Origin of the sequence: Ramlibacter humi (assembly GCF_004681975.1) — a bacterium.
Lineage (GTDB): Bacteria > Pseudomonadota > Gammaproteobacteria > Burkholderiales > Burkholderiaceae_C > Ramlibacter > Ramlibacter humi.
The window spans coordinates 103,770-126,819 of record NZ_SMLK01000007.1 but is presented as its reverse complement, the minus strand read 5'-3'; the positions used below and the strand labels follow the sequence as shown (position 1 = coordinate 126,819).

The 23,050-nt window shown below is 69.2% G+C and carries 21 protein-coding genes and 1 tRNA gene; 9 read left to right on the top strand and 13 right to left on the bottom strand.

All coding sequences use genetic code 11. The annotated features are described in order from the left end of the window. Nucleotides 1-146: 146 nt before the first annotated feature. Nucleotides 147-818 carry a pyroglutamyl-peptidase I gene (gene pcp / locus EZ216_RS18275; RefSeq protein ID WP_135251225.1) on the bottom strand — a complete coding sequence of 224 codons (672 nt, stop codon included), beginning with the start codon at nt 816-818 and terminating at the stop codon, nt 147-149. A gap of 29 nt (nt 819-847) precedes the next feature. On the opposite strand from pcp, the gene ypfJ reads away from it, so the two are divergent. The 3 genes from ypfJ to EZ216_RS18260 all read left to right on the top strand — a co-directional run bounded on the left by ypfJ (nt 848) and on the right by EZ216_RS18260 (nt 5,589). Continuing rightward, on the top strand, nt 848-1,726 hold the full coding sequence (gene ypfJ / locus EZ216_RS18270; RefSeq protein WP_135251306.1) for a KPN_02809 family neutral zinc metallopeptidase: 879 nt from the start codon (nt 848-850) through the stop codon (nt 1,724-1,726). Nucleotides 1,727-1,922: 196 nt separating this feature from the next. After that, nucleotides 1,923-4,055 carry an SLC26A/SulP transporter family protein gene (locus tag EZ216_RS18265; RefSeq protein ID WP_135251224.1) on the top strand — a complete coding sequence of 711 codons (2,133 nt, stop codon included), beginning with the start codon at nt 1,923-1,925 and terminating at the stop codon, nt 4,053-4,055. An 85-nt stretch (nt 4,056-4,140) separates the two neighbouring features. Then, nucleotides 4,141-5,589, top strand: coding sequence for a DEAD/DEAH box helicase (locus tag EZ216_RS18260; protein ID WP_135251223.1), 1,449 nt, complete (start codon nt 4,141-4,143; stop codon nt 5,587-5,589). An 8-nt stretch (nt 5,590-5,597) separates the two neighbouring features. Here EZ216_RS18260 and EZ216_RS18255 read toward each other — a convergent pair whose 3' ends face one another. Beyond that, the gene (locus tag EZ216_RS18255; RefSeq protein ID WP_135251222.1) at nt 5,598-6,434 is read right to left on the bottom strand and encodes a symmetrical bis(5'-nucleosyl)-tetraphosphatase; all 837 of its coding nucleotides are present in this window, start codon (nt 6,432-6,434) and stop codon (nt 5,598-5,600) included. A 25-nt stretch (nt 6,435-6,459) separates the two neighbouring features. Between EZ216_RS18255 and EZ216_RS18250 the strand changes: the two genes are divergently transcribed. The 3 genes from EZ216_RS18250 (at nt 6,460) to EZ216_RS18240 (ending at nt 9,763) form a co-directional block, all read left to right on the top strand. Then, nucleotides 6,460-7,752 carry a hemolysin family protein gene (locus EZ216_RS18250; RefSeq protein ID WP_135251221.1) on the top strand — a complete coding sequence of 431 codons (1,293 nt, stop codon included), beginning with the start codon at nt 6,460-6,462 and terminating at the stop codon, nt 7,750-7,752. Between the two features lie 3 nt (nt 7,753-7,755). Beyond that, nucleotides 7,756-8,607: a SapC family protein gene (locus tag EZ216_RS18245; protein ID WP_135251220.1), complete on the top strand. Its 852-nt coding sequence runs from the start codon at nt 7,756-7,758 to the stop codon at nt 8,605-8,607. A gap of 70 nt (nt 8,608-8,677) precedes the next feature. Beyond that, nucleotides 8,678-9,763, top strand: a complete 1,086-nt coding sequence (locus EZ216_RS18240; RefSeq protein ID WP_167772955.1) for a response regulator transcription factor — start codon at nt 8,678-8,680, stop codon at nt 9,761-9,763. A 9-nt stretch (nt 9,764-9,772) separates the two neighbouring features. Here the strand turns inward: EZ216_RS18240 and EZ216_RS18235 are convergent, their stop codons facing one another. The 10 genes from EZ216_RS18235 to acpS form a co-directional block, all read right to left on the bottom strand. Further along, nucleotides 9,773-10,144, bottom strand: a complete 372-nt coding sequence (locus EZ216_RS18235) for a hypothetical protein (RefSeq protein WP_135251218.1) — start codon at nt 10,142-10,144, stop codon at nt 9,773-9,775. Between the two features lie 105 nt (nt 10,145-10,249). Next, nucleotides 10,250-10,795, bottom strand: coding sequence for a Dps family protein (locus EZ216_RS18230; RefSeq protein WP_135251217.1), 546 nt, complete (start codon nt 10,793-10,795; stop codon nt 10,250-10,252). Between the two features lie 132 nt (nt 10,796-10,927). After that, nucleotides 10,928-11,503, bottom strand: a complete 576-nt coding sequence (locus EZ216_RS18225; RefSeq protein ID WP_135251216.1) for a putative pterin-binding protein — start codon at nt 11,501-11,503, stop codon at nt 10,928-10,930. Nucleotides 11,504-11,650: 147 nt separating this feature from the next. Then, nucleotides 11,651-12,181, bottom strand: a complete 531-nt coding sequence (locus EZ216_RS18220) for a DUF4411 family protein (RefSeq protein ID WP_135251215.1) — start codon at nt 12,179-12,181, stop codon at nt 11,651-11,653. After that, nucleotides 12,174-13,337 (bottom strand): ImmA/IrrE family metallo-endopeptidase, encoded by a 1,164-nt coding sequence (locus EZ216_RS18215; protein ID WP_167772954.1) that lies wholly within the window; start codon nt 13,335-13,337, stop codon nt 12,174-12,176. Before EZ216_RS18215 ends, EZ216_RS18220 begins: the two co-directional genes overlap by 8 nt. Before the next feature lie 230 nt (nt 13,338-13,567). Beyond that, a tRNA-Thr gene (locus tag EZ216_RS18210) sits at nt 13,568-13,643 on the bottom strand. A 15-nt stretch (nt 13,644-13,658) separates the two neighbouring features. Beyond that, complete coding sequence (locus EZ216_RS18205; RefSeq protein ID WP_135251213.1) at nt 13,659-15,491, bottom strand: alpha/beta fold hydrolase; 1,833 nt, start codon at nt 15,489-15,491, stop codon at nt 13,659-13,661. Further along, nucleotides 15,488-18,013 carry a glycosyl hydrolase 2 galactose-binding domain-containing protein gene (locus tag EZ216_RS18200; protein ID WP_135251212.1) on the bottom strand — a complete coding sequence of 842 codons (2,526 nt, stop codon included), beginning with the start codon at nt 18,011-18,013 and terminating at the stop codon, nt 15,488-15,490. Before EZ216_RS18200 ends, EZ216_RS18205 begins: the two co-directional genes overlap by 4 nt. A 10-nt stretch (nt 18,014-18,023) precedes the next feature. Next, the gene (locus tag EZ216_RS18195; RefSeq protein ID WP_135251211.1) at nt 18,024-18,281 is read right to left on the bottom strand and encodes an acyl carrier protein; all 258 of its coding nucleotides are present in this window, start codon (nt 18,279-18,281) and stop codon (nt 18,024-18,026) included. A gap of 30 nt (nt 18,282-18,311) precedes the next feature. Beyond that, nucleotides 18,312-18,773: a holo-ACP synthase gene (gene acpS / locus EZ216_RS18190; protein ID WP_167772953.1), complete on the bottom strand. Its 462-nt coding sequence runs from the start codon at nt 18,771-18,773 to the stop codon at nt 18,312-18,314. Nucleotides 18,774-18,837: 64 nt separating this feature from the next. Here acpS and EZ216_RS18185 point away from each other — a divergent pair, with 64 nt between their 5' ends. Genes EZ216_RS18185 through EZ216_RS18175 form a run of 3 tightly spaced genes read left to right on the top strand, consistent with a single transcriptional unit; the run spans nt 18,838 to nt 21,934 of the window. Further along, a complete protein-coding gene (locus EZ216_RS18185) occupies nt 18,838-20,019 on the top strand; it encodes an acyl-CoA dehydrogenase family protein (RefSeq protein WP_167772952.1) in 1,182 nt (393 codons plus the stop codon). Further along, nucleotides 20,020-20,934 carry an amino acid--[acyl-carrier-protein] ligase gene (locus tag EZ216_RS18180; protein WP_135251208.1) on the top strand — a complete coding sequence of 305 codons (915 nt, stop codon included), beginning with the start codon at nt 20,020-20,022 and terminating at the stop codon, nt 20,932-20,934. It begins immediately after the preceding gene. A gap of 19 nt (nt 20,935-20,953) precedes the next feature. After that, on the top strand, nt 20,954-21,934 hold the full coding sequence (locus EZ216_RS18175; protein WP_135251207.1) for a DUF1839 family protein: 981 nt from the start codon (nt 20,954-20,956) through the stop codon (nt 21,932-21,934). A 92-nt stretch (nt 21,935-22,026) separates the two neighbouring features. Here EZ216_RS18175 and EZ216_RS18170 read toward each other — a convergent pair whose 3' ends face one another. Beyond that, nucleotides 22,027-23,040, bottom strand: a complete 1,014-nt coding sequence (locus EZ216_RS18170; protein WP_135251206.1) for a class 1 fructose-bisphosphatase — start codon at nt 23,038-23,040, stop codon at nt 22,027-22,029. Between the last annotated feature and the right edge of the window lie 10 nt (nt 23,041-23,050).

Genomic DNA, 23,050 nt, shown 5'->3' with positions numbered 1-23,050 from the left:
AAAACCGGGGCGCGAAAGCGGGCACCCTTACGCAGAGCGCGCAGAGGTTTCGCAGAGATCGCGGAGAAGAAAATGAAAATGACTTCAAGGTTCTCCTCTGCGATCTCTGCGAAACCTCCGCGACCTCTGCGCAAGGGTGTCCGCATTCAGCTGATGGCTCCCGCCTGCAGCTTGACGTCGCGATGCGTGCGCAATGCGCAGAGCAGCGCCACCTCCAGCCCGCGCGACACCTGTTCCAGTGTCATCGAGGGCTGCCCCTGCTGCGGCAGCCAGGGCACGTGCACCAGGCCGCCGCGGATGTGGCGGAAGCGGCCTTCGGTCGCCAGCAGGTGCATCAGCGCGTAGAACACATGGTTGCAAACGAAGGTGCCGGCGGTCTGCGAGACGTCCGCGCGGATGCCTTCGGCCAGCAGGGCGGCCAGCATGGCCTTGATGGGCAGGCCGGTGAAGTACGCGGCGGGACCGCCGGGCACCACGGGCGTGTCCACCGGCTGCGCGCCGGCGTTGTCGGGGATGCGGGCGTCGTTGACGTTGATGGCCACGCGCTCCAGCGAGATGGCGGCGCGCCCGCCCGCCTGGCCGGTGCACAGCACCAGGTCGGGCTCGTGGCGGCCCAGCAGCTGGGCGAGCACCTTGGCGGAATCGTCGAAGCGCGTGGGCAGCTGGGCCGCGACGACCACGTGGCCGTCGAGCTCGTGCCCCTGAAGAGCCTCCACGGCGAGCCAGCTGGGGTTGACCGGCTGGCCGCCGAACGGGTCGAAGCCGGTGAGCAGGATGCGGCGCGGACCGACAGCCACCGCGCTGGTTGGGCTTAGCATCCGGTCACTGTAATGCAGGGGTGAGTGCCATGCGCTGGGAAGGCGAACGCGAATCGGACAACGTGGAGGACTACCGCGGCGGCGGTGGCGGCGGAGGTGGTTTCGGCGGCTTCGGCGCCGGCGGGCTGTCCATCGGCGCCATCGTCGTCGCGCTGGTCGGCGGCGCCATCTTCGGCATCAACCCGCTCACCATCCTGTCGCTGCTGAGCGGCGGGCCCGCGCCGGTGCACCAGCAACAGCAGGCCCCGCACCAGCCGCCGGCGCAGGACCGCACCGCGAAGTTCGTCTCCACCGTGCTGGCGGACACCGAGGACGTGTGGAAGAACGTGTTCGCGCGAGGCGGCGCGACCTACCAGGACCCGAAGCTGGCCCTTTACACCGGCACCATCCGCACCGCCTGCGGCGCGGGCCAGTCGGCGATGGGCCCTTTCTACTGCCCGGCCGATTCCAAGGTGTACATCGACCTGGACTTCTACCGCACGCTGGCCGGCCAGCTGGGTTCGCCCGGCGAGTTCGCGCAGGCGTACGTGGTGGCGCACGAGGTGGGGCACCACGTGCAGCACCTGCTGGGCATCACCGATCGCGTCGACCAGCTGCGCGCGCGCAGCAGCCAGCAGCAGGCCAACGCCATGAGCGTGCGACTGGAGCTGCAGGCCGACTGCTTCGCCGGCGTGTGGGCGCATTGGTCGCAGCAGTCCAAGCAGTGGCTGGACCCGGGCGACATCGAGGCGGCGATGAACGCCGCTTCGCACATCGGCGACGACACCCTGCAGCGCAGCGCCGGCCGCGCCGTCGTCCCCGAAAGCTTCACGCACGGCAGCAGCGCCCAGCGCCAGCGCTGGTTCACCACCGGCTGGAAGACCGGCAGCGTGAAGTCCTGCGACACGTTCTCGGCGGCTTCGCTTTGATGGCGTAGAAAGCGGACTCCCTTGCGCGGAGTGCGCAGAGGATTCGCGGAGGACGCTGAGAAGACAAATTGGATGGAGTTCCTCTGCGGACTCTGCGAATCCTCAGTGTCCTCTGCGCAAGGGCGTCCGCGTTGGACTGCCTCCGTTCTGTCACGGACGAGGCGTAGGATGGGTTGGCCCCGCCTTCCGCCTCGAGATGTCCAGCACTTTCGGCAGCCTGCCTGCTTCGCCCGCCGCCGCGCGTGAAGCACGCGCCTCCGCCGCCCTCTCCGCCGCTTCCGTCACCGTGCCGCACGCCGTCGGCCTGGGGCTGCTGGCGTTCGCGCCGCTGGCGGGGCAGGTCAACGTGGCCGCGCTGGCGCTGTGGTCCGCCGCGGTGCCGGGGGCGCTGCTGGCGGTGTTCGCGGGACGGCCCGGCGTGGTGCACGCGCCGACCACCGTGGTCGCCTTGCTGTTCGCCACCGTGGTGGCCACGGCCACGCAGTTCGGCCGCGAACTCGGGCTGCAGGCGCCGCAGGTGCTGGCCGTGGCCGGCGCGACGGTCGCCCTGGCGTTCGCGGTGCAGTGGCTGTTCGGCGTGCTTCGCCTCGCGGTGCTGGCGCGCTTCCTGCCGATCTCGGTGACGCACGGCTTCGCGGCGGGCGTGGGCCTGTCGATGGTGGCCGGCCAGGTGGCGCACGGTTTCGGCGCGGGCGGCTGGCAGGCGGGCCTTCCCGCGCTGGCCTGGCATGCGGTGTTCGCCCTCGGCGTGGCGGTCGGCGCCGTGGCGGTGCAAAGGCGCTGGCCGCAGATGCCGGGACTGCTGCCGGCCGTGGCGCTGGCGGCCGTCGCCGCGGCCGTTTTCGCGGGCTCGGCGCCGCTGCAGTCCGCGGTGCCCGCCGGCAACTTCGGCTGGGTGCCGTGGCCGGACTGGGACGGCGTGCCGTGGGGCGCGGTGGTCAACGGCCTCGGGCTGAAGCTGGCTTCGCTGGCGATCCTGATGGCCATCGTCAACAGCCTGGACATCGTGGTGTTCAACCAGGAACTGGAGCTGGAACACGGCGTGCGCGGCGACCCCGACGCGGCGCTTCGGCGCGAAAGCCTGGTCGGCGTGCTGTGCGCGCTGGTGGGGCTGATCCCGGCTTCCACCAGCGCTTCCCGCTCGCGCATCGCGCTGGCGCAGGGCCGGCCTTCGCAGCAGGTGGGCCGCGTGCACGCCATCGTGATGCTGCTGGTGGCCGCCACCGGCCACCTGTGGCTGCATTGCGTGCCGATGGCGGCGCTGGCCGGCGCGCTGCTGCTCGCCGGCTTCAACCAGGTGCCGCGCGCGCTGTGGTCGCGCGGCTATGCGCGCGCCGCGCCGGCCATCTGGGCCCAGAGCTGGATGGTCGCGCTGGTGTTCGCCTCGTCCGGCGGCGTCGGCGCGCTCATTGCCGGGCTGGTGGTGGCCACCTTCGTGCTGCTGCATTCCTCGGCCAGTACCGCGCTGCGGCGCACCCACCTGGACGGCCAGCTGCGATCGCGGCGCTTGAGGCGCGGGGCGGCCGAGGCCTGGCTGGCGGGCCGCATGCCGACACTGGCCGTGTTCGAGCTGCAGGGCGTGATGTCGTTCGGCGTCGCGGCGCACCTGTCCGAACAGGTGCGCGCGACGCTGCAGCCGCGGCACACGCGCGTGATCCTGGACGCCAGCCGCGTCGCGGCCTGGGATGCCACGGCCCTGGCGCGGCTGTCGGCGCTGGCCCGCGACCTGGGCCAGCAGGGCATCGAGGCCGCCGCCTGCGGGCTGGACGAAGCCAGCGCGCAGTCGCTGGGCGAATCGATGCAGGTGTTCGCCGACCTCGACCGCGCGATGGAATGGGCCGAGGAAGCGATGCTGCAGGACTGGCCGCAGGCCGCCGCTGCCGCGCCGCTTTCCGATGTGCTGGGTGAGTTGGGCGAAGGGCTCAGCGAAGCTGGGCGGCACGCGCTGGAAGCGCGGCTGCAGCGCACCGAACTGCAGCCGCACAGCCAGGTGTTCGCCTCGGGCGACACCGGCAGCGAGCTGTCGGTGGTGCAGGGCGGCCGCATCACGATGAGCACCGCGTGGCCGCCGGCCCGCGGGATGCGGCTGGCGACCGTCGGCCGCGGCATGGCCTTCGGCGAGATGGCCTTCCTCAACGGCCAGCCGCGCACCGCCTGTGCCGGCACCGAAGACGCCCCGGCCCAGCTGGTGCGGCTGGGCCGCCGGGACTTCGAGCAGTGGGCGCGCGAGCACCCGGACGATGGGCTGCGGTTCATGAACAACCTGGCCCAGATCGGCGCGCGCCGGCTGGCGGCCACCACCCGGCAGCTTCGCGCCGTGCTGGAGTGAGCCCCAGCCGTTTGGGTGCTGAAAAAGGGCTGTCACGGGCCGGAAATGCGCATCCAGCCCCGCGATGCGACAATCCGCGGTTCGCATGAGTGATTCCTTTTCGAGCCTGGGGCTGGCCGAGCCCCTGAAGCGTGCCGTGGCCGAGATGGGCTACGAGCAGATGACGCCCATCCAGGCGCAGGCCATCCCCGTGGTGCTGACCGGCCGCGACGTCATGGGCGCCGCCCAGACGGGCACCGGCAAGACTGCCGCCTTCTCGCTGCCGCTGCTGCAGCGGCTGCTGAAGCACGAGAACTCGTCCACCTCGCCCGCGCGGCACCCGGTGCGCGCGCTGGTGCTGCTGCCCACGCGCGAGTTGGCCGACCAGGTGGCGCAGCAGGTCAAGCTGTACGCCAAGCACACCAACCTGCGCAGCACGGTGGTGTTCGGCGGCATGGACATGAAGCCGCAGACGGCCGAACTGAAGAAAGGCGTCGAGGTCCTCGTGGCCACGCCGGGCCGCCTGCTGGACCACATCGAGGCCAAGAACGCCGTCCTCAACCAGGTCGAGTACGTGGTGCTGGACGAAGCCGACCGCATGCTGGACATCGGCTTCCTGCCGGACCTGCAGCGCATCCTGTCGTACCTGCCCAAGCAGCGCACCACGCTGCTGTTCTCCGCCACGTTCTCGCCCGAGATCAAGCGGCTGGCCAACAGCTACCTGCACGACCCCACCACCATCGAGGTGTCGCGGCCCAACGCCACCGCGTCCACGGTGGAACAGCATTTCTTCAGCGTGGGCGACGACGACAAGCGCCGCGCGGTGCGGCAGCTGGTGCGCCAGCGCGGCATCTCGCAGGCCTTCGTGTTCGTCAACAGCAAGCTGGGCTGCGCCCGGCTGGCGCGCTCGCTGGAGCGCGACGGCCTGAAGGCCGTGGCCATGCACGGCGACAAGAGCCAGGACGAGCGCCTGAAGGCGCTGGCCGCGTTCAAGGCCGGCGAGGTCGACCTGCTGGTGGCCACCGACGTCGCCGCGCGCGGCCTGGACATCAAGGACGTGCCGGCGGTCTTCAACTTCGACGTGCCGTTCAACCCCGAGGACTACGTTCACCGCATCGGCCGCACCGGCCGGGCGGGTGCTTCGGGCCTGGCCATCACGCTGGTGTCGCCCGGCGACGGCCGGCTGGTGGCCGACCTCGAGAAGCTGCTGAAGAAGAAGCTGGAGATCGAGCCGATCGAGTTCGAGGAAGACCGCCCGCGCGGCCGCATCAACGACGGCCGCCGCACCTGGCGCGACCGCGGCGAACTCGGCGACGACCGCGACGTGATGGAACGCTCGCGCGAGCGGGAACGCAGTGAACGTCCTCCACGCCGCGAGGCTTATGCCGCCGCCCCGGCCGCGCCGAAGGACCCGTTCTTCGAGCAGCCTTACGAAGCGCCTGCCGAGGGCGCCGCTCCCGCCTGGGAGACCGCGAAGAAGGAACCCGTGAGCCGGGTGTCCTCGAACATCAAGACCAAGCGCAAGGTCGCGGCGCTGTTCAAGACCCCGCAGTGAGGCGCGGGTCAATCCCCGCCCGGCACCTGCGCCTGTTCGCACTTCACCTGGATCACCTCGCGCGTCTTCGCCGCCGGGTCCCAGCGCACCGCGCTGAGGCAGCCGCCCCACACGCAGCCTGAATCCAGCGACAGCACGTCGTCGCGCAGCATCAGCCCCAGCTGCGACCAGTGGCCGAAGGCGATCGCCGTGCCGGCGCTGCGGCGCCCGGGGACGTCGAACCACGCGCAAGTCCCCGCGGGCGCGTCCGCCAGCCCGCCGCCCGCCTTCAGCCGCATCTCGCCTTCCGCCGTGCAGAAGCGCAGCCGGGTCAGCGCATTCACGATCACGCGCAGCCGCGTGGCCCCCGTGAGCGACTCGTCCCAGCGCGCCGGTTCGTTGCCGTACATCTGCGAGAGGAAGTCGCGCAGGCCGGGCCCGCGCAGCACCGCTTCCACCTCGCCGGCCAGCCGCATCACGTCGGCCGCGTCCCACTGCGGCAGCACGCCGCCGTGCACCATCAGCAGCCCATGCGCCTGGATCGCCATGGCCTGCGCCCGCACCCACGCCAGCATCGCCTCGCGGTCGGGGGCTAGCAGGATGGAGTCCATGGTGTCGTTGCGGTGCGGCGCGCGCAGGCCTTCCGCCACCGCCAGCAGGCTCAGGTCGTGGTTGCCCAGCAGGCAGCTCACCGAACCCGCCATCCCCATCAGCCGCCGCAGCACCTGCGCCGACTCGGGACCGCGGTTCACCAGGTCCCCCAGCAGGTACGCGTGGTCGCGGCTGGGAGAGAAGTCCACCGCCTGCAGCAGGCGCCCCAGCGCGCTGTCGCAGCCCTGCACATCCCCGATCAAGTACAGTGACATTCGTGTTCTTTCCTGCCCGTGACCCATGGATTTTCTGCTGATCGCGCTGCTGACGCTTCTCAACGGCGTGTTCGCGATGTCCGAGATGGCCCTGGCCTCCAGCCGCAAGGCGCGGCTGCTGGCGCTGCAGGAAGAGGGCGACAACGGCGCGGGCACCGCGCTGCGCCTGCTGGAACACCCCACCGTCTTCCTGTCCACCGTGCAGGTGGGCATCACCTCCATCAGCATGCTCACCGGCATCGTGGGCGAGGCGGCTTTCAGCGCCCGCCTGGGGGCCTGGCTGCAAACCTACGGCGTCTCCGAGGGCGCGGCGTCCATCGCGGCCACCGTCGTGGTGGTGGTGACCATCACCTTCGTGAACATCATCTTCGGCGAGCTGGTGCCCAAGCGCATCGGCCAGCTGTACCCCGAGAACGTCGCGCGCGTGCTGTCGCGCCCCATGGCCTGGCTGGCGCGCGCCGCTTCGCCTTTCGTCAAGCTGCTGTCGGCCAGCACGCAGCTGGTGCTGAAGCTGCTGCGCATCGATTCCACGCAGGTGCGCGGCATGACCGAGGAAGAGATCGCGCACAGCCTGGAGGAAGGCGTGGACGCCGGCGTGATCGAGGAGCACGAGCACCGCATGGTGCGCAACGTGTTCCACCTGGACGACCGGCCGCTCACCTCGATGATGGTGCCGCGGTCCGACATCGAGTGGCTGGACTCGTCCCTGCCCGTGGCGCAGGCGCTGCGCGAGGCGGGGCAGGGCGGCGCGCATTCGTGGTACCCGGTGTGCCGCACCTCGCTGGACGACGTGGTGGGCGTGGTCAGCGTGGCCCGCCTGCTGTCGCTGGGCCCGGAACACCGCGGCACGGTGGAAGAACAGGTGGTGCCCGCCGCCTTCGTGCCCGAAACCCTTTCCGGCATGGAGCTGCTGGAACAGTTCCGCCGCCAGTCGCACCGGGTGGTGTTCGTGGTGGACGAATACGGCGTGGTGCAGGGGCTGCTGACGCCGCGCGACCTGCTGGAAGCCATCACCGGCGAACTGCGGCCGGAAGCCCAGGCCGAGGCCTGGGCCACGCCCCGGGACGACGGTTCCTGGCTGCTGGATGGCCTGATGCCGGTGGCGGAGCTGAAGTCGCGCCTGGACATCAAGGAATTGCCGGAAGAGGAGCGCGGACGCTACAACACCGTGGCGGGGTTGCTGCTGGCGGTGTCCGGCCACCTGCCCGGGGTGGGTGAGCGGATAGAGTGCGGTGACTGGACGTTCGAGGTGGTGGACCTGGACGGCAAGCGCATCGACAAGGTGCTGGCGGCCCGAAACGGAGCGAGAAAGGACTAGGACATGTCGGAGACCCTGTACTACGAGAAGCCCGTTCTCCTGAACCGGGACAAGCACCGCGCGCGCCGCATCAGGCCGGCGCCGGGTTTCGGCTTCGCGCGCAACGCCAACTCGCTGTACCTGGCCGGCGTGGAATTCACCGAGGCGTGCAAGGAATACGCGATCGTCTTCACCCGCCAGGCGGGCGGCAGGGTCGCCCCGGTGGTGGTGCTGGGCCTTCGCAACAAGGAAAACCTGTTCGTCGACGGCGGCGAGCGCTGGACGGCCGCCTACATCCCGGCGTTCGTGCGCCGCTACCCGTTCGTGCTGGCGGAACTGCCCGGCGAGCAGATGGGCGTGTGCATCGACGAAGCCTTCCCCGGCCTGAACGACGCGCAAGGCGAAGCGCTGTTCGACGACAAGGGCGGCAACACGCCCTTCCTGCAGAACGCGCTGGACTTCCTGCAGCGCTACCAGGTGGAGTACCTGCGCACCGAGAACTTCTGCCGCAAGCTGGAAGAGGCGGGCCTGCTCACCGAGATGAGCGCGCGCGCCGACCTGCTGGACGGCCGCACCTTCACCGTGGCCGGCCTGATGATCGTGGACGAGAAGAAGCTGGCGGAACTGCCGGACGACAAGGCGCTGGCGCTCTTCCGCACCGGCGAGCTGCACCTCATCTCCATGCACCTGCTGTCGCTGTCCAACCTGTCGAAGCTGGTGGATCGCATGGCGCAGCGTGCCGCGTCGGAGTCCGGTGCAGGCACGCCAGCCGCATCGGCTCCCGCGCCTTCGCCGGCCCCCACCGCGCCGGCGCCCGCACCGGCGGCCAAGTCGTCCGGCGGCGGCGCGGCCAAGGCTTCGAAGAAATCGGGCTGACCTTCTTCAGCCCGCCGGCCGCGCGGCAGGCGTGTCCTCCTCCTTGCCGCCATTGCCGATAATCGCCGCCGTGCCGTTCGTGCTGCTCATCGATGACGATCCCCACCAGCGGGCGCTGGCCGCCCTCGTGCTGTCCAGCGAGGGCCACGAGATCCGCGAGGCGTCCGACGGGACCGAGGGCCTGAAGCTCGCGCGCGGCAAGCGCCCCGACCTGATCGTCTGCGACGTCGTCATGCCGGGCATGAACGGCTACCAGTTCGTCACCGCGCTGCGCGCCGAGCCTTCGGCGCTGTGCACCACGCCCGTGATCTTGCTGACCTCGCTGTCCGAGCGCGCGCAGGTGCGCGTGGGCATGAATTCCGGCGCCGACGACTACCTGCCCAAGCCCTTCCGCCCGGAAGAGCTGACCGAAGCCGTGTCCTCGCTGCTCAGGCGCCGGCAGGCGCAGTACGAGGTGATCGCGGGCAAGGTGAAGCGGGACGTGGACACCGCGCTCGCCCGCCAGCGCGAGCTGCTGGCTTCGCGCTACGAAGACCGGCTGCTGCAGGAACTCAATTCCAAGTGGAACCTGGACATGCAGGCCGGCCAGGAAGCCGCGTTCCCGGACGCGGTGGTGCTGGCGGCCGACCTGTTCGAAGCCGTCGGCCGCGCGGCGCCCGCGCATGCCGACCCCGCGGCGCTGCTCAGGCGCGCGCACGAAGCCGCACGCGACGCGTTGTACCTGTTCGGCGCCGCGCACCTGCTGCACCAGGGGCCGGACCTGGTAGCGCTGTTCCCGTTTGCCGCCGGAGAGGCGCCCACGCTGGGCAACCCCTTGCGCGCGGCGTTCGCGATGCAGGCGGCGATGGCGCACGTGCTGGGCGGCGACACCCCGGGCGCGCAGCCCGTGGCGATGGCGCTGGACCTCGGTGGGTTCTCGATGGTGCGGCTGCAGGATCCGCTGCATGGCGACGGCGGCTTCGCGGCGGTGCCGGGGCCCACCCTGCACCGGGTGCAGTCGCTGCGTGCCCTGGCGCGCGAGCAGGGCTGGGCGCTGGCGGTCTCGCCCGATGCGCTGGCCGTGATGCCCGAAAGCCTGGCCGTCGCCGGCCGTGAAGCGACCGTGGATGCGCTGCGCGCGGTGGAACTGCTGCGGCCCGCCGTCGCCGGCCGCTGAACCCGTCCTTCAGTCGTCGCGCGGCTGGGCCAGCCAGGACATGGCCATGTCCTCGTCGGCGAACACGCGGAAATCGGGGCCCAGCTGGCGCCGCCGCGCCGCGCCCGTGTGGTGTTCCGCCGGGGCCAGCAGCGCGCAGCGCAGGCCCGACAGGCGGGCCGCCGCGTGGCGCGCCAGCCGCGCGTACTCGGCCGCGCACAGCTCGCCGCTGGACACCAGCTTCACCACGATGAGGACGCGGTGGAACGATTGCCGGTGCGCTTCCCCGGCCACCTGGTCGACCAGCGCGATCGCATCGTCCAGCCGCGCTCCGCCGGCCACGATGGCCTTGAGCACCGCGCCGTCCGGCACGAAAGTCATGAGCAGACGCGTGCGCACCATCGGTCCACTCTAAATCGCGCACGCTCGCGCAGGGGCCGGGTCAACGGCGCCGCCCGCCACAAATTTCACGCAACCCGGCGTTCGTTCCGCCGCTGAGCCGAGGTTTCAGTGCGCGCCCGAGTCCTGGCTGCGGCTGGCTTCGAACAGGAACCAGGTGCGGCGCTCGGTCTCGTCGATCCAGTTCTCGATGAGGCTGGCGCTGGCCACGTCGCGGTGCTCGTCGCACAGGTCGTGCGCCTCGCGCAGCTGCGCCGCCATCGCCCGGTTGTCCTCGCGCAGCTCGGCCAGCATGTCCTGGGGCTCGACGTAGTCCGCGTCGTTGTCCAGCACCCGCTGCAGGCGCGCGATGTTGCCGATGGAGTGCAGCGTCATGCCCCCGATCTTGCGCACCCGCTCCGCGAGCGGATCGGTCATCGCGAACACCTGCGAGGCCTGCTCGTCCAGCAGCAGGTGGTAGTCGCGGAAGTGCGGGCCGCTCATGTGCCAGTGGAAGTTCTTCGTTTTCAGGTACAGCGCGAAAGCGTCGGCGAGCAGGGCATTCAGCGCCGGGCCGATGGCGGCCACCGCGCCGGGATGCAGGTCCGTGCGGGTGGCCAGCGGGGCCCGCTGGCGCGCCTTGGCCGAGGGATTCGCGCTGGAAGTCTTGTCCATGGTGGGTGCCTTTCGTCTTCTGGGGTCGAACGGCGGACCATAGGTAGCTCACGCGCGCGATGCAACACGCGCGCCGCGCCGGGCGCGTATCAGGCGCAACGATCGGAACGGTCGCGCAGCCGCAGCCGCGCCCTAGGCTTTCACGTCGATGTGGTACAGGCCCCAGGGACACTGGGCGAAGCGCTGGTCCACGGGCTTGGCCGCCATGTCGGCGAACCTGTCCGCGTCATACACCGCCCACAACGGCCCCAGGCCGCCCAGCGGGATGGGCTGGCCATCCAGGTGCGTGGCGACGATGAAGCGGTACTTCTGCGCATCGGCCACGCCGATCTCCGGCGCATAGCCGTCGACGGCCCGCATCGCGAGCTTGCTGCCGGTGGCCCCCGCGGCCTTCAGCACGTCGGCAAGCAGCGGGCCGCGCAGCTCGTGCTGCTTCTTGTCGTATTCGAGCGTGGGCCTGATGGTCACCGCGGGCAGGGCGGCCAGCGCGGCGAAGTCGAACGCGTGCGCCTTGTCGAACGCCAGCTTCTGCTTGGCCATCATCTGGTCCAGCACCGGGTCCAGCGGCCCCCGGTTGGTCTTGGTGACCGCACCGGTCACCGTCAGCAGGACCGGGCCCTTGAGGCCCTTGGCTTGCTGCGCGCCGGCGCCCAGCGGCAGTGCCGCCGCACCTGCGCCCATCGAAACCAGGAAGTGTCGCTTTTGCATGCGTGACCTCGGCGGGTGTGGATGAGCTGCGGATGATAGGCGGGTGGGGGAAAACAGAGCGCGCGGCGCGTGCCGGGCGGGTTTGTTGAGAGCCGCGTCGCCACCCGAGGCTGAGGAGCGCGCTGAACGGTGCAGCAATGAACCCGCTTAGGGCTTCAATTGAAACGTGGACGCGGCGTGCTTGGACAGCAGGTCGTACACGTAGATGGTCTTCACTTTGAATTCGTCTGCCGCATTCGGCAGCGGAATCCTGTTCTTCTTTTCAGGATTGGGCAGTTCTTGCGAGACGATGGTGTAAGAATGCGCCTTGGCGACGGCTACGAGGAAGGCGTCAGCCTCGTCAGCGCCTGCAAACTCCTTCTTCGCGGCAGGGAGGTAGTGCTTAGATCCCTCAGCCCACTTGATGACGTCTTTGTAAGCCTGCATGACTCGGGCGTCTGCCATGTCCGGCACGAAGAAGCCGGTAGGTAGCCCCTTCGCCCAGGCTTTGCATTCGTCCTTGTCCTCGCCCTTGTTCAACTCGGCCTGTACCTTCTTGCAAGAGAAGAACAATCCTGCTCCGTGCCCGGCTTTAACCCAGTCCCAGAAGCCGCCGCAGAACCCGAACCGGTAGTGAATGTTCTTGGCTTGAATGAACACGCTGGAATCGAACAGGTATTTGTCCTGCGGCTTAGGCATCGAGCGCGCCCTCCTCAGGGTTCTGCTCACTATGGCGGCGGTGAAGCTCAACGACAGTGTTCGGTGTCGAGTTAAGGAGGCGTGCAGCCTCTCTAAGCAGCGTTTCTCCAGCGATGGCGCTATTCACCACGGCGGAAGTGAATCGGCGACTGCTGCGAATCGGGATGGTTGCGTAAGGGTTTCCGCCCGAGGACTTTCGGGTCACAGTCGAAGCCGCAGCAACCGCGTCGTACGTATCCTGCTCAATGAGGGCGAAATCCAAGGCGCGGCGGGCTACAACCAAGCGGCTCACTCCAAAGTGGCGCGCTAGAAAAACGATGGAGTCCTCGGGGGAATGCTGCTTCCAAAGCGCGCGGAACTCGCGTTCAGGTGTCAGCACCTCGGCTGCTACTTGGTTGCAGAACGCCTCTGTGCCCTTGTAGCGGTTCCGCGTGGATGCGGACACATCAGAGATGCCGCTCTGTCCAATCCAAATGTGCGCAGCTTCGTGGATTAGGGTGAAAACCCACGCTGCCGGGCTGTCTCTTCCGTTGATAAAAACAACCGGAACTTCTTCGTCCGCGACCGCAAAGCCTCTGAACTCCGTCAGTGGAAGTGGCCTATGCGGGTTCCCTTTTGCAACACCGCTCCTGAATACCAGCACTCCAACACTTTCCAGGCGTGCAGCGAGGAAGTTGAACAGCTCTTCAGATGTCTGGCCGCCTTGCCTGTGTTCTGCGCTGTCAAGTCGAAGGGTCTTCGTAATGTCCTTCGCCACGGCCTCGGGGGTGCTGTTAGCTACGTTGAAGGAACCGACGAAGGTCGGAGGGTCGATGTCGTGAACACGCAGGTACTGACGAAACCACGCCACCTTGGAATCAAGGTCGTCGAGCACATCGAAGAAGGTGCTGCCTAACGGTTCCGCGCTCGGAAGTTGCCGCAAGTCTGGTATGTCCGACCGGCGCTCCTCCGCCGGTGGCTTGTCCAAAAACAGGTAGCCGAACGGGATTCCAACTTTCGACGCAAGTTTCGTTGCCTGCGTTGCGGTGAGTTCCCCCCGAACGAACTTGTCTGTTCTCGAAGGTGCCGCGTAGTCGGTTGCGAGCCCCTGAATGCTCGTCCCCAGCTTCTCCGCTGCCCAGCGAAGCATCTCAACAGAAACGCTGAGGGAACTCATTGCGGCAGCCATCTTATCGGGCGAGGGTATTCGTGTGGCCCGCGCAGCGCAGAGGTGCTGCTATGGGCGCCGCATCGTAGCAAGCAAAGCTCATCGTTGAAAGGAGCTCGCGTACAACAACCTAGGGGGTGGTACGAGCGCGTACGCCAGGTGGTTGGTTACCGGCTAGACGCCTCCAAAAGCAAAAAAGGCCTGCTGCACTTTTCATAGCGGCAAACCCTTTGCTCGGATGGTGCCGGAGAGAGGAATCGAACCCCCGACCTTCTCATTACGAATGAGCTGCTCTACCGACTGAGCTACTCCGGCGACCGAAGCCCAAGATTATAGCGTCGGGCTGGGGGCCGGTTCCGGCTCTAGTGCCGCGGGGATCCTTTCGGGTGGCGAGCTGTGGGTTCCGTGCGGTGGCGGCAGGCGGGAAGCCAGGTGCCGCAGCAGCTCCGACAGCACGTATTCCTGGTTCCCCGGCCGCGAGAAGGTGTGGTCCGCCTCCGGCACGTAGGCCATGCGGAAGTTGTTTGCGCGCACCCGCCGGCCTTCGGGGCCGAAGTGGAACTCCACGTAGTCGCGGCCGTCGTCGGCGTCCGAAACCAGCATCAGCACGTCGGTGCCTCGGCGGCACAGCTTCTTCATCTTGCGCTGCAGGCTCTCCTCGTGCTCGCTGTCCAGCGACAGCAGCCGCTGCGCGCGCGCCGCGCCCAGCGAGAGGAAGCGGCCCGCGATCAGGCGCACGTTCACCTCGCCGGCCAGCAGCCGCTTCCAGGTCTCGGGACGGAACAGCGCCTGCCGGTACCACGCGGTGGACTTGGCGTACTGCTGCATGGAGTTCTGCCAGGTGTCGCCGGGCTGGCCGGGCGTCCATTCCAGCAGGCGCGAGTTCATCAGCACCAGGCCGTCCACGCGCGTGTCCACCAGCGCGGCCTGGAAGGCGAGGTACGAGCCCGAGCAGATGCCCATCAGCACGAACTCGCGGCAGCCGCGCGCGGCCAGCGCGTCCATCGCGGCGCGCACGTCGGCGGCCGATTCGCGCTGGTACAGGTTGGCCCAGGGCTGGCCGTCCACCGGCGGGCTGTCGCCGATGCCCGCGACGTCGAGGCGAAGCACGCGATAGCCCGCGGCGGCCATCGCGCGCGCCGCCGAGACGTAGAACCGGTGCGGCCCGATGCGGTAGTTGCCGCCCACGTTGAGCAGCAGCACGCCGGTGCGTCCGCGCCGGTGCGGGGCGGCGCCGTCCGCGGGTTCGGCCAGCACACCGCACAGCGCGCCGGCGGGGCCCATCATCAACACGGTTTCCTGCACTTCGCCGGTGACGCGCGCCGAGTTCTGCGCGGCCGCGGGCGCCGGCGTTTCGGCCTGCGTGCCGGCCGCGCGCGAGTGCAGCAGCCACTGCGTCAGCAGCGCCAGCGTCTGCGGCGACAGCACGCCTTCGCGCGGCTCGCCCACCATGGCCTGGTAGCCGGGCCAGGTGTCGTGGTGCGTGTCCACGCCCGCCTTGCGCAGCGCCACGGGCAGCGGACTTTCCACGCGCAGGTCGTCGCGGCCGATGACGAGGGCGCGCTTCGCCGGCCGGATTTGCGGCCGCGTCGCGTCCAGCGCCTGCAGGTCCTTCACGGTCTGCGTCGAATACGGGTAGCCGAAAGCCAGCAGGTGGCCTTCTTCCTCCGTGGCGCCGCCCGCACGCAGCTCGCGCAGGAACGACTTGCCGGTGGGACAGGGCGCCCACAGCAGCAGGCTGTCCACGCCGCCGATGCGCGCGGCCACGTCGATGGCCAGCGTGCCGCCCACGCGCAGGCCGAACAGCGCGATCTGCGACGCACCGCTGTGCTCGCGAACCTGCTCCACCGCCGCCACGGTGCTCTGGCGCCAGGCTTCGACGCGCGAAGGCTCGTGGTCGTCGCCGGCCGAGTCGGCCGTGCCGTGGTAGTCGAACCGCAGCACCGGGAAACCTTGCGCGGCGAAGGCGCGCGCCAGCTGGTGGTACGTGGGATAGCTGCAGATGGCTTCGTAGCCGATGGGCGGGCACATCACCACGGCCAGGCCGCGCGCGGCGCCCGCCGGTGGGTGGTACCAGCCGCGGCACCAGGCGCCGGCCGCGTCGAAGACGATGGGATGGGCCGCCGGCGCGACCGGCGCTGGCGTTGCGCTCTCTGCGCTCATTCGAATGCCTCCACTGGAACCGCCGTGGATTGGTTGAGGGCCGACACGCTGCCGGCCAGCCCTGAAGTGCGCTGGTCCACGCGGCGCAGGCGAATCTCGCGCCGCGCGCCGGGGACCAGGTGGAAATGTTCGTCGTCGGCGCACCAGCCGGGAAAGTCGAAGTGCACGCCGATCGCCAGTTGGCGCGTGGACAGGCGCAGCAGTGCCTCGCCTTCGTTCGCCAGTGATGCGGTGGCTTCCATGTCGAGGCTTGCGCGCGGCATGCGGCACAGGCCGGCCATGCCCAGCGGCAGGTGCACGCTCTCCGCCAGCATGCCACTTCCGGTATCGACGAGGCGCGCGGCGACCGCGTCGCACAGGGCCGGGCCGAAGCGGTAGGCGTGGTTCAGGTCCAGGAACTGGCCCAGCACTTCGGCCGCGGGGAACGTCCGCGACTCTCGCGCTGCCAGTTGCACGGGCACGGCGCCTTGCGCGACGGCGGTGCCGTCGGCACGCCAGCAGGTGAGTTCCAGCTTCGCGTCCAGCAGGCGCGCCGTCTCGTTCACCGCATGCACGGCCAGGCCGTTGCCGCCTTCATCGGTCACGAACACCGCGACCGGCGCCAGCGCGCGGCGCAGCGCGTGCCAGCCCGACTTCGGCAGACCCTGGTCGTCGAGCACGCCCCAGCCCGCGCCGGCCCACAGGTCGCGCAGGAACAGCAGCAGCGCGCCGCCGCACGCCGATCCGGGCCGCCGCCATTCGGCGAAAGCGGCACGCATCACTTCCGCCACCGCGGTGCGGCCGAGCGCGAGATAGCGGTCGTGGTCCGCGTGCCGCAGCCGCATGGGGTCAACGTCGAAAAGGCGCTGCACGTAGTGGTCGCGCACGTCGTCGAAATCCCAGCCGGCGCCCAGGTCGCGCGGCGAGCGCGCCTTCCACGCCGGGTGATGCACGCGCGTGTTCAGCCCGCCCGGCAGGCGAGACAACGTGGCGGGCGCCGGCACGTTGGCGAAGGCCAGGCATTCGGTCGCGAACTTCAGCCCGCTGCGCCGCGCGTCATCCGGCGGCCGCTCATACGCGCCCACGCCGTAGTAGGAGGTCGTGCCTTGGTCGGCCACGTGCGGGAAAGCGCCGCCGTGCGCGCTCGACGGCCAGTACGGCACGCCCGGCGCGTGCTCGCCGCACAGCCCCGCCAGCGTCTCGTGGAAGAAGCGCGGCTGCCACTGCTCGCGCGGCGCGCCCCACATCGCGGCCTGCTGCTCCACTTCGCTGTTGCCGCACAGCACGGCCAGGCAGGCGTGCGGCGACAGCCGTGCCAGCTGCTGCCTGGCTTCCAGCGAGCACGACTCGGCGAACGCCGCGTCATCGAACGGGTAGTCCATGCTCGCGAACATGAAGTCCTGCCAGACCAGCAGGCCCAGCTCGTCGCAAGCGTCGTAGAAGTGGTCTTCCTCGTAGGCCATGGTGCCGGCCAGGCGCAGCATGTTCATGCCCGCGTCGCGCGCCTGCAGCAGGGCGGTTTTGCACGCCGCAGGATCGGATCGCAGCCCTGCCGCATCCAGCGGTGTCCAGCCGGCGCCGCGGCAGAACACGGGTTCGCCGTTCACGCGCAGACGGAAACCACCGCCTTCCGTGTCGATGACGATGCGGCGGAAGCCGGCGCGGCCCAGGTCTTGCTCTTCCCAGCTGCCGTCGCGGCGCATGACACGCAGCGCGGCGGCATGGAGGTGCGGTTCACCGTGCGTGTGCGGCCACCACAGCGCCGGCGCATCCACCTCGACGGTGGCGTGGAAGCGGCCCGCGCCTTCGCCACCCAACAGCGACTGCCGCCATTCGCGGCCCGCATGGCGCAAGACGACTTCGGCGGCCTCGACCTGGCTGGCCCACCCGGCCGGCGCCTGCAGCGCAACCTCGACCCGCCCTTTGCCTTCGTCCAGCATCACCTTCACGCGAGCGGAGAGCGCTTCCGCGGCCGAACACCAGGTGATGCCGCGCCACGGCCCCACCGGCGCGGCCGGCGGCGACCAACCCGGCGTGCGTCCCAGCAGCGTCGTGCGCAGCCACCGAAGCTGCTGGTGCGCCACCATCGGCGTGCGCCATCGCGGGCGCGGCCTGCGCTGCGCCAGCTCCGGGGCCAGCGACGAGCAGCGGATGAGCAATTCGTTGCCTTGCTCTCGCAGCAGGTACTCATCCACGGGCACCTGGTGCCGCAGGAACATGTTCCGGCTGGCCAGCAGCGGCCGGCCGTTGATGGAGACTTCGGCCAGCGTGGCCAGGCCATCGAAGCCCAGGATGCCGGCACGCTTGCCCTCGGGCAGGTCGAACGACGCGTGGAACCACCAGTCCTGCGCGTCGAAGTCCAGTGGTGGCACATCCAGCGACCACTCGCCGCGCGCGCGCAACGCGGCGGCGGCGGTCAGCGGCCCGTCGCACTCGCGCCAGCCTTCGGTGGGCGGCTGCTCCGAGCCGGGCGGTGCGGCGCAGATGCGCCATCGCGCGGCGAGCGGCGCGCGCGCGATCGGGCGAAATCCGGCCTCGCCCATGGCGCCGCTCTCAGGCCGCGATCAGCTCTTGCAGCGCACGTTCGATCGAGCGGATGCTGCGGAACACGTTGCGCTTGAGCATGTGGTCCGGAAACTCGACGTCGAACTCGCCTTCGAGCGCCAGCATGACGTTCACGCTGGCGTGCGACGTCATGCCCGATTGGTAAAGGTCCGCGTCGGGCGACAGGGACTCGGCGTCCACGCCGAGCCGGCCATGCTCGCGCAGCACGCGGCGGATCGCGGTATCGGTTTGTAGCAGTGTGGTCATGCGGCGGATTTTTCTCGCCGCCACGCAGGCTCAGGTGTCGGACATTGCCGCGACCATGGCCGCAGCGTACTCCCCGTCATGGCTCAAACAGACTAGTACGCGATGGATGCGCAACGCATCGGCCGCTTCGCGGGCCTTTCCCTGCAACGCAAGTTCGCATGAGCCGTCGTCGCGCCGCACCACTTCGATGTCTTTCCAGTCCACGCCCGCTTCGCTCAGCGACAGTGCCTTGATCGCGGCTTCCTTCGCCGCGAATCGCGCGGCGAACCGCTCGTTGCGGTGCGCGGGCGATTCGTTCGCGTACGCAACTTCGGCATCGGTGAACAGCTTGCTCTGGAAGCGCTCGCCGAACTCGCGCAGCGATTCCTGGATGCGCGGAACGTGGACGAGATCGATGCCGATGCGCGAAGCGCGCGGACCTGTTTCGGATAGTCCGAACGAGAGTCCATGGATGAGTTTTTCGGCGTGCAATTTCACCTCGGAGCGCCACACGGCCCAGTAACGCGGTGCTATTGTCACCTCGCCTTTCCCAACCATGGGAACGAAAGAGAAGTCGATGGATCTTTCTTCACCCCCGGGCTTTGTCCAGCTGTTCGAAGCCACCAGGAAGGTCGCTTCGGAAGTCGCGGCGGCGCATGCCGCCGACGTGGACGCCAAGGCCCGCTTTCCGATCGAGACGCTCGCCGCGCTGCGCGAATATGGCGTGCTCTCCGCGGCCGTGCCGCGCGAACTGGGCGGCGCCGGCTGCAACATGCAGGAGCTATCGCAGCTGTGCGCCACGCTGGCGCAGCACTGCGCGTCCAGCGCCATGGTGCTGGCGATGCACTACATCCAGCTGGCCTGCCTGGCGCGCCACGGCATGGAGAGCGAGTTCTTCCGTGGCTACCTGTCGGAGCTGGTGCGCCGCCAGTACCTGCTGGCTTCGATGACCTCGGAAGTCGGCACGTTCGGCGACACGCGTTCCAGCATCTGCGCGGTGCGCTGCGGCGACGGCTGCTTCCAGCTCGACAAGGACGCGACCACGGGCTCGTACTGCGCGCACGCCGACGCCATCCTGGTCACCTGCCGCCGCGACGAGGAAGCGGCCAACAGCGACCAGGTGCTGGTGCTGGTGCGGCGCGAGGACTGCACGCTGACGCAGACCACCAGCTGGGACACCATGGGCATGCGCGGCACGTGCAGCCCCGGGTTCAAGCTGGTGTCCGCCGGCGACGAAGCCCAGGTGCTGCCCGGCTCGTTCGCCGACAGCTCGGCGCAGACGATGGTGCCGTATTCGCACATCCTGTGGGCCTCGCTGTGGTGGGGCATCGCGGCGGGCGCAGTGGCCAAGGCCGCCAACTTCGTGCGCAGCCAGGCCCGGCAGAAGCCCGGCAGCGTGCCGCCCACCGCTTCGCGCCTGGCCGAAGTGTCGGTCGAACTGCAGGCCTTCAAGCAGAACTGGATGTCCGCGGCGCGCGACTTCGACGCGCTGGGCGACGGTCCGCAGGGCCGCGAGGAACTGCTCAGCCTGGGCTGGGCGCTGCGCCTGAACAACCTGAAGATCGCTTCCTCGGAAGCGGCGCCGGAGATCGTGCATCGCGCGCTGAAGATCGTCGGCATCCTGGGCTACAAGAACGACAGCCCGTACAGCCTGGGCCGCCACCTGCGCGACTCGCTGTCGGGCGCGCTGATGATTTCCAACGATCGCATCGCGGCCAAGAACGCCTCGATGCTGCTGGTGCACAAGGAGGCCGCCTGAATGGACGCGCGCACGTACGACATCGAGGGTTTCACGGAAGGGTTGATCGAGAATGGCCTGATGGTGCCCACGGGCATCCGCGGCGCCTGGGGCCGCGGCCCGGTGTTCGAGGACATCCTGCGCGGCTTCGACGACCTGGTGACCCGCACCGCCGCGCCCGACAACGCGCAGGTGCTGATGTTCCCGCCGATCCTGGCGCGCGCCATGATCGAGAAGGTCGGCTACATGGACAACTTCCCGCAGCTGGCGGGGTCGGTGCACAGCTTCATGGGCAGCGACAAGCAGGCGCGCGAGCTGTCGGCCAAGGTGCATGCCGGCGAGCGCTGGGAAGACATGCTGTCGCCCACCGACGTCATGCTCACGCCGGCGGCCTGCTATCCGGTGTACCCCACGTTCACGGGCCTGCTGCCCGAAGGCGGCAAGCTGGTGACGGTGGTGAACTGGGTGTTCCGCCACGAGCCGTCCGACGAGCCGACGCGGCTGCAGCACTTCCGCATGCGCGAGTACATCCGCGTGGGCCGGCCCGACGACGTGGTGCAGTGGCGCGACGCGTGGCTGGAGCGCGGCCTGGCGCTGCTCAAGGGCCTGGGCCTGCCGGTGGAAAGCGACGTGGCTTCGGATCCGTTCTTCGGCCGCGCCGGCAAGATGATGGCCGCGGGCCAGCTCGACCAGCGGCTGAAGTTCGAGATCCTGTGCCCGGTCATCTCGCGCGAGAAGCCCACGGCCATCTGCTCGTTCAACTGGCACCAGGACCACTTCAGCTCGAAGTTCGGCATCCGCAACGCCGACAAGTCCGTGGCGCACACCGCCTGCCTGGGCTTCGGCCTGGAACGCGTAACCCTGGCGCTGGTCAAGGCGCACGGATTCGACCCGGCCGACTGGCCGCAGGCGGTGCGCTCGCAGCTCTGGCCGTGAAGGAGGGGAAGGCGACGACATGACCATCGCCGTCCTGCCCGGGCTCATGCCCGAGAGCTACCGCCGCCATGCGCTGCATGGCGACACGGCGGCCTGGCCCGAGAAGAACTGCTACGCCGACCTGTGGATCGGCTTCCTGCACACGCTGGGGCTGGAACCGCTGGCGCTGATGCCTTTCACCGTCGCCGTCGACTTCGAAGGCGACCAGTGGACCTTCTTCAAGCCGTCTTCGGACGAGCTGCGCAGCCTGTACGGCATCGACGTGCAGGAACTCACCGTGTGGCGCCCGCTGCTGGAACACGCGAAGGAACACCTCGCGGCCGGCAAGCTCATCGCCACCGAGTCCGACGCGTTCTGGCTGCCCGACACCGCGGGCACCGACTACCGCCGCAGCCACACCAAGACGACCATCCTGATGGCGGAACTGGACGTGCAGGCCGAGCGGCTGGGCTACTTCCACAACGCCGGCTACTTCGAACTGCAGGGCGAGGACTTCCGCCAGCTGTTCCGCCTGGACGCGCCGCCCGATCCGGCGTTCATGCCGTTCTTCGCCGAGGTGGTGCGCATCGACCGGCTGGTGCGGCACAACGCATCGGAGCTGTCGGACCTGTCGTTCGAGCTGCTGCGGCGGCATTTCCCGTGGCGGCCGCGCAGCAACCCGTTCTCGCGCTTCGCCGCGCGCATCGCGCAGGACCTGCCGGGGATGCGTGAACAAGGCCTGGCGCACTACCACCAGTGGGCTTTCGCTTCCGTCCGGCAGGCGGGCGCGGCTTTCGAACTGCTCGGCGCCAACCTGCGCTGGCTGGCGACCCAGGGCTACCCCGAACTGTCCGAGCCCGCCGAATGCTTCGATGCCATCGGCCAGGCGAACAAGACGCTGATCCTCAAGGGCGCGCGCTCGGTGAACAGCGGCAAGCCGCTGAACGCCGACGAGATGCTGCAGGCGATGGGGGCGGATTGGGAAAAGGGGATGGGACTGCTGGCGCCACTGGTGGCTTAGCGGCGTCATCCCCGCGGAGGCGGGGATCCATGGCTTCCAGCAGCGTCCGCGAAAGCGGACGCCATGGATTTCCGCCTGCGCGGGAATGACGCCTAGCGGGCCTCGAGGTGGTACTGCGTCACCCGCTCCACCTCGTTCTTCGACCCCAGCACCACGCTCACCCTCTCATGCAGCGCCTTGGGCTGGAGGTCCAGGATGCGCTCGCGGCCGTTGGTGGCGGCGCCGCCGGCCTGTTCCACCAGCCAGCTCATGGGATTGGCTTCGTACATCAGGCGCAGCTTGCCCGGCTTGCCCGGTTCGCGCTTGTCCCAGGGGTACATGAAGATGCCGCCGCGCGTCAGGATGCGGTGCACGTCCGCCACCATCGACGCGATCCAGCGCATGTTGAAGTCCTTGCCGCGCGGGCCTTCCTTGCCGGCCAGGCATTCGTCGACGTAGCGCTTCACCGGCGCGTCCCAGTGGCGCATGTTCGACATGTTGATGGCGAACTCCTTCGTGTCCTCGGGGATGCGCACGTTCTCCTGCGTCAGCACGAAGGAGCCCTGCTCGCGGTCGAGCGTGAACATCGCCACGCCGTCGCCCACGGTCAGCACCAGCGTGGTCTGCGGGCCGTAGATGCAGTAGCCAGCCGCCACCTGCTTCGCGCCGGCCTGCAGGAAATCTTCCTCCGTCACGCCGGGGTGGCCTTCGGGCTTGCGCAGCACGCTGAAGATGGTGCCGATGCTGACGTTGACGTCGATGTTGGACGAGCCGTCCAGCGGGTCGAACAGCAGCAGGTACTCGCCCTGCGGATAGCGGTTGGGCACCACGTAGATGCTGTCCATCTCCTCGCTGCCCATGGCGGCCAGGTGGCCGCCCCATTCGTTGGCCTCGATCAGCACCTCGTTGGCGATGATGTCCAGCTTCTTCTGCACCTCGCCCTGCACGTTCTCGCTTTCCGCGCTGCCCAGCACGCCGCCGAGCGCGCCCTTGTTCACGGCGTGGCTGATGCTCTTGCAGGCGCGCGCCACCACTTCGATGAGCAGGCGCAGCTGGGCGGGGATGCGGTCGTCGACGCGCTGTTCCTCGACGAGGTAGCGGGTGAGCGAGATCTTCTTGGCGGTCATCGGGTCTCTC

Bases quoted from the DNA above. Each gene is read 5' to 3' on its own strand.
- pcp (WP_135251225.1), bottom strand. From the start codon at position 818: ATGCTAAGCCCAACCAGCGCGGTGGCTGTCGGTCCGCGCCGCATCCTG.
- ypfJ (WP_135251306.1), top strand. From the start codon at position 848: ATGCGCTGGGAAGGCGAACGCGAATCGGACAACGTGGAGGACTACCGC.
- EZ216_RS18265 (WP_135251224.1), top strand. From the start codon at position 1,923: ATGTCCAGCACTTTCGGCAGCCTGCCTGCTTCGCCCGCCGCCGCGCGT.
- EZ216_RS18260 (WP_135251223.1), top strand. From the start codon at position 4,141: ATGAGTGATTCCTTTTCGAGCCTGGGGCTGGCCGAGCCCCTGAAGCGT.
- EZ216_RS18255 (WP_135251222.1), bottom strand. From the start codon at position 6,434: ATGTCACTGTACTTGATCGGGGATGTGCAGGGCTGCGACAGCGCGCTG.
- EZ216_RS18250 (WP_135251221.1), top strand. From the start codon at position 6,460: ATGGATTTTCTGCTGATCGCGCTGCTGACGCTTCTCAACGGCGTGTTC.
- EZ216_RS18245 (WP_135251220.1), top strand. From the start codon at position 7,756: ATGTCGGAGACCCTGTACTACGAGAAGCCCGTTCTCCTGAACCGGGAC.
- EZ216_RS18235 (WP_135251218.1), bottom strand. From the start codon at position 10,144: ATGGTGCGCACGCGTCTGCTCATGACTTTCGTGCCGGACGGCGCGGTG.
- EZ216_RS18230 (WP_135251217.1), bottom strand. From the start codon at position 10,795: ATGGACAAGACTTCCAGCGCGAATCCCTCGGCCAAGGCGCGCCAGCGG.
- EZ216_RS18225 (WP_135251216.1), bottom strand. From the start codon at position 11,503: ATGCAAAAGCGACACTTCCTGGTTTCGATGGGCGCAGGTGCGGCGGCA.
- EZ216_RS18220 (WP_135251215.1), bottom strand. From the start codon at position 12,181: ATGCCTAAGCCGCAGGACAAATACCTGTTCGATTCCAGCGTGTTCATT.
- EZ216_RS18215 (WP_167772954.1), bottom strand. From the start codon at position 13,337: ATGAGTTCCCTCAGCGTTTCTGTTGAGATGCTTCGCTGGGCAGCGGAG.
- EZ216_RS18205 (WP_135251213.1), bottom strand. From the start codon at position 15,491: ATGAGCGCAGAGAGCGCAACGCCAGCGCCGGTCGCGCCGGCGGCCCAT.
- EZ216_RS18200 (WP_135251212.1), bottom strand. From the start codon at position 18,013: ATGGGCGAGGCCGGATTTCGCCCGATCGCGCGCGCGCCGCTCGCCGCG.
- EZ216_RS18195 (WP_135251211.1), bottom strand. From the start codon at position 18,281: ATGACCACACTGCTACAAACCGATACCGCGATCCGCCGCGTGCTGCGC.
- EZ216_RS18185 (WP_167772952.1), top strand. From the start codon at position 18,838: ATGGATCTTTCTTCACCCCCGGGCTTTGTCCAGCTGTTCGAAGCCACC.
- EZ216_RS18180 (WP_135251208.1), top strand. From the start codon at position 20,020: ATGGACGCGCGCACGTACGACATCGAGGGTTTCACGGAAGGGTTGATC.
- EZ216_RS18175 (WP_135251207.1), top strand. From the start codon at position 20,954: ATGACCATCGCCGTCCTGCCCGGGCTCATGCCCGAGAGCTACCGCCGC.
- EZ216_RS18170 (WP_135251206.1), bottom strand. From the start codon at position 23,040: ATGACCGCCAAGAAGATCTCGCTCACCCGCTACCTCGTCGAGGAACAG.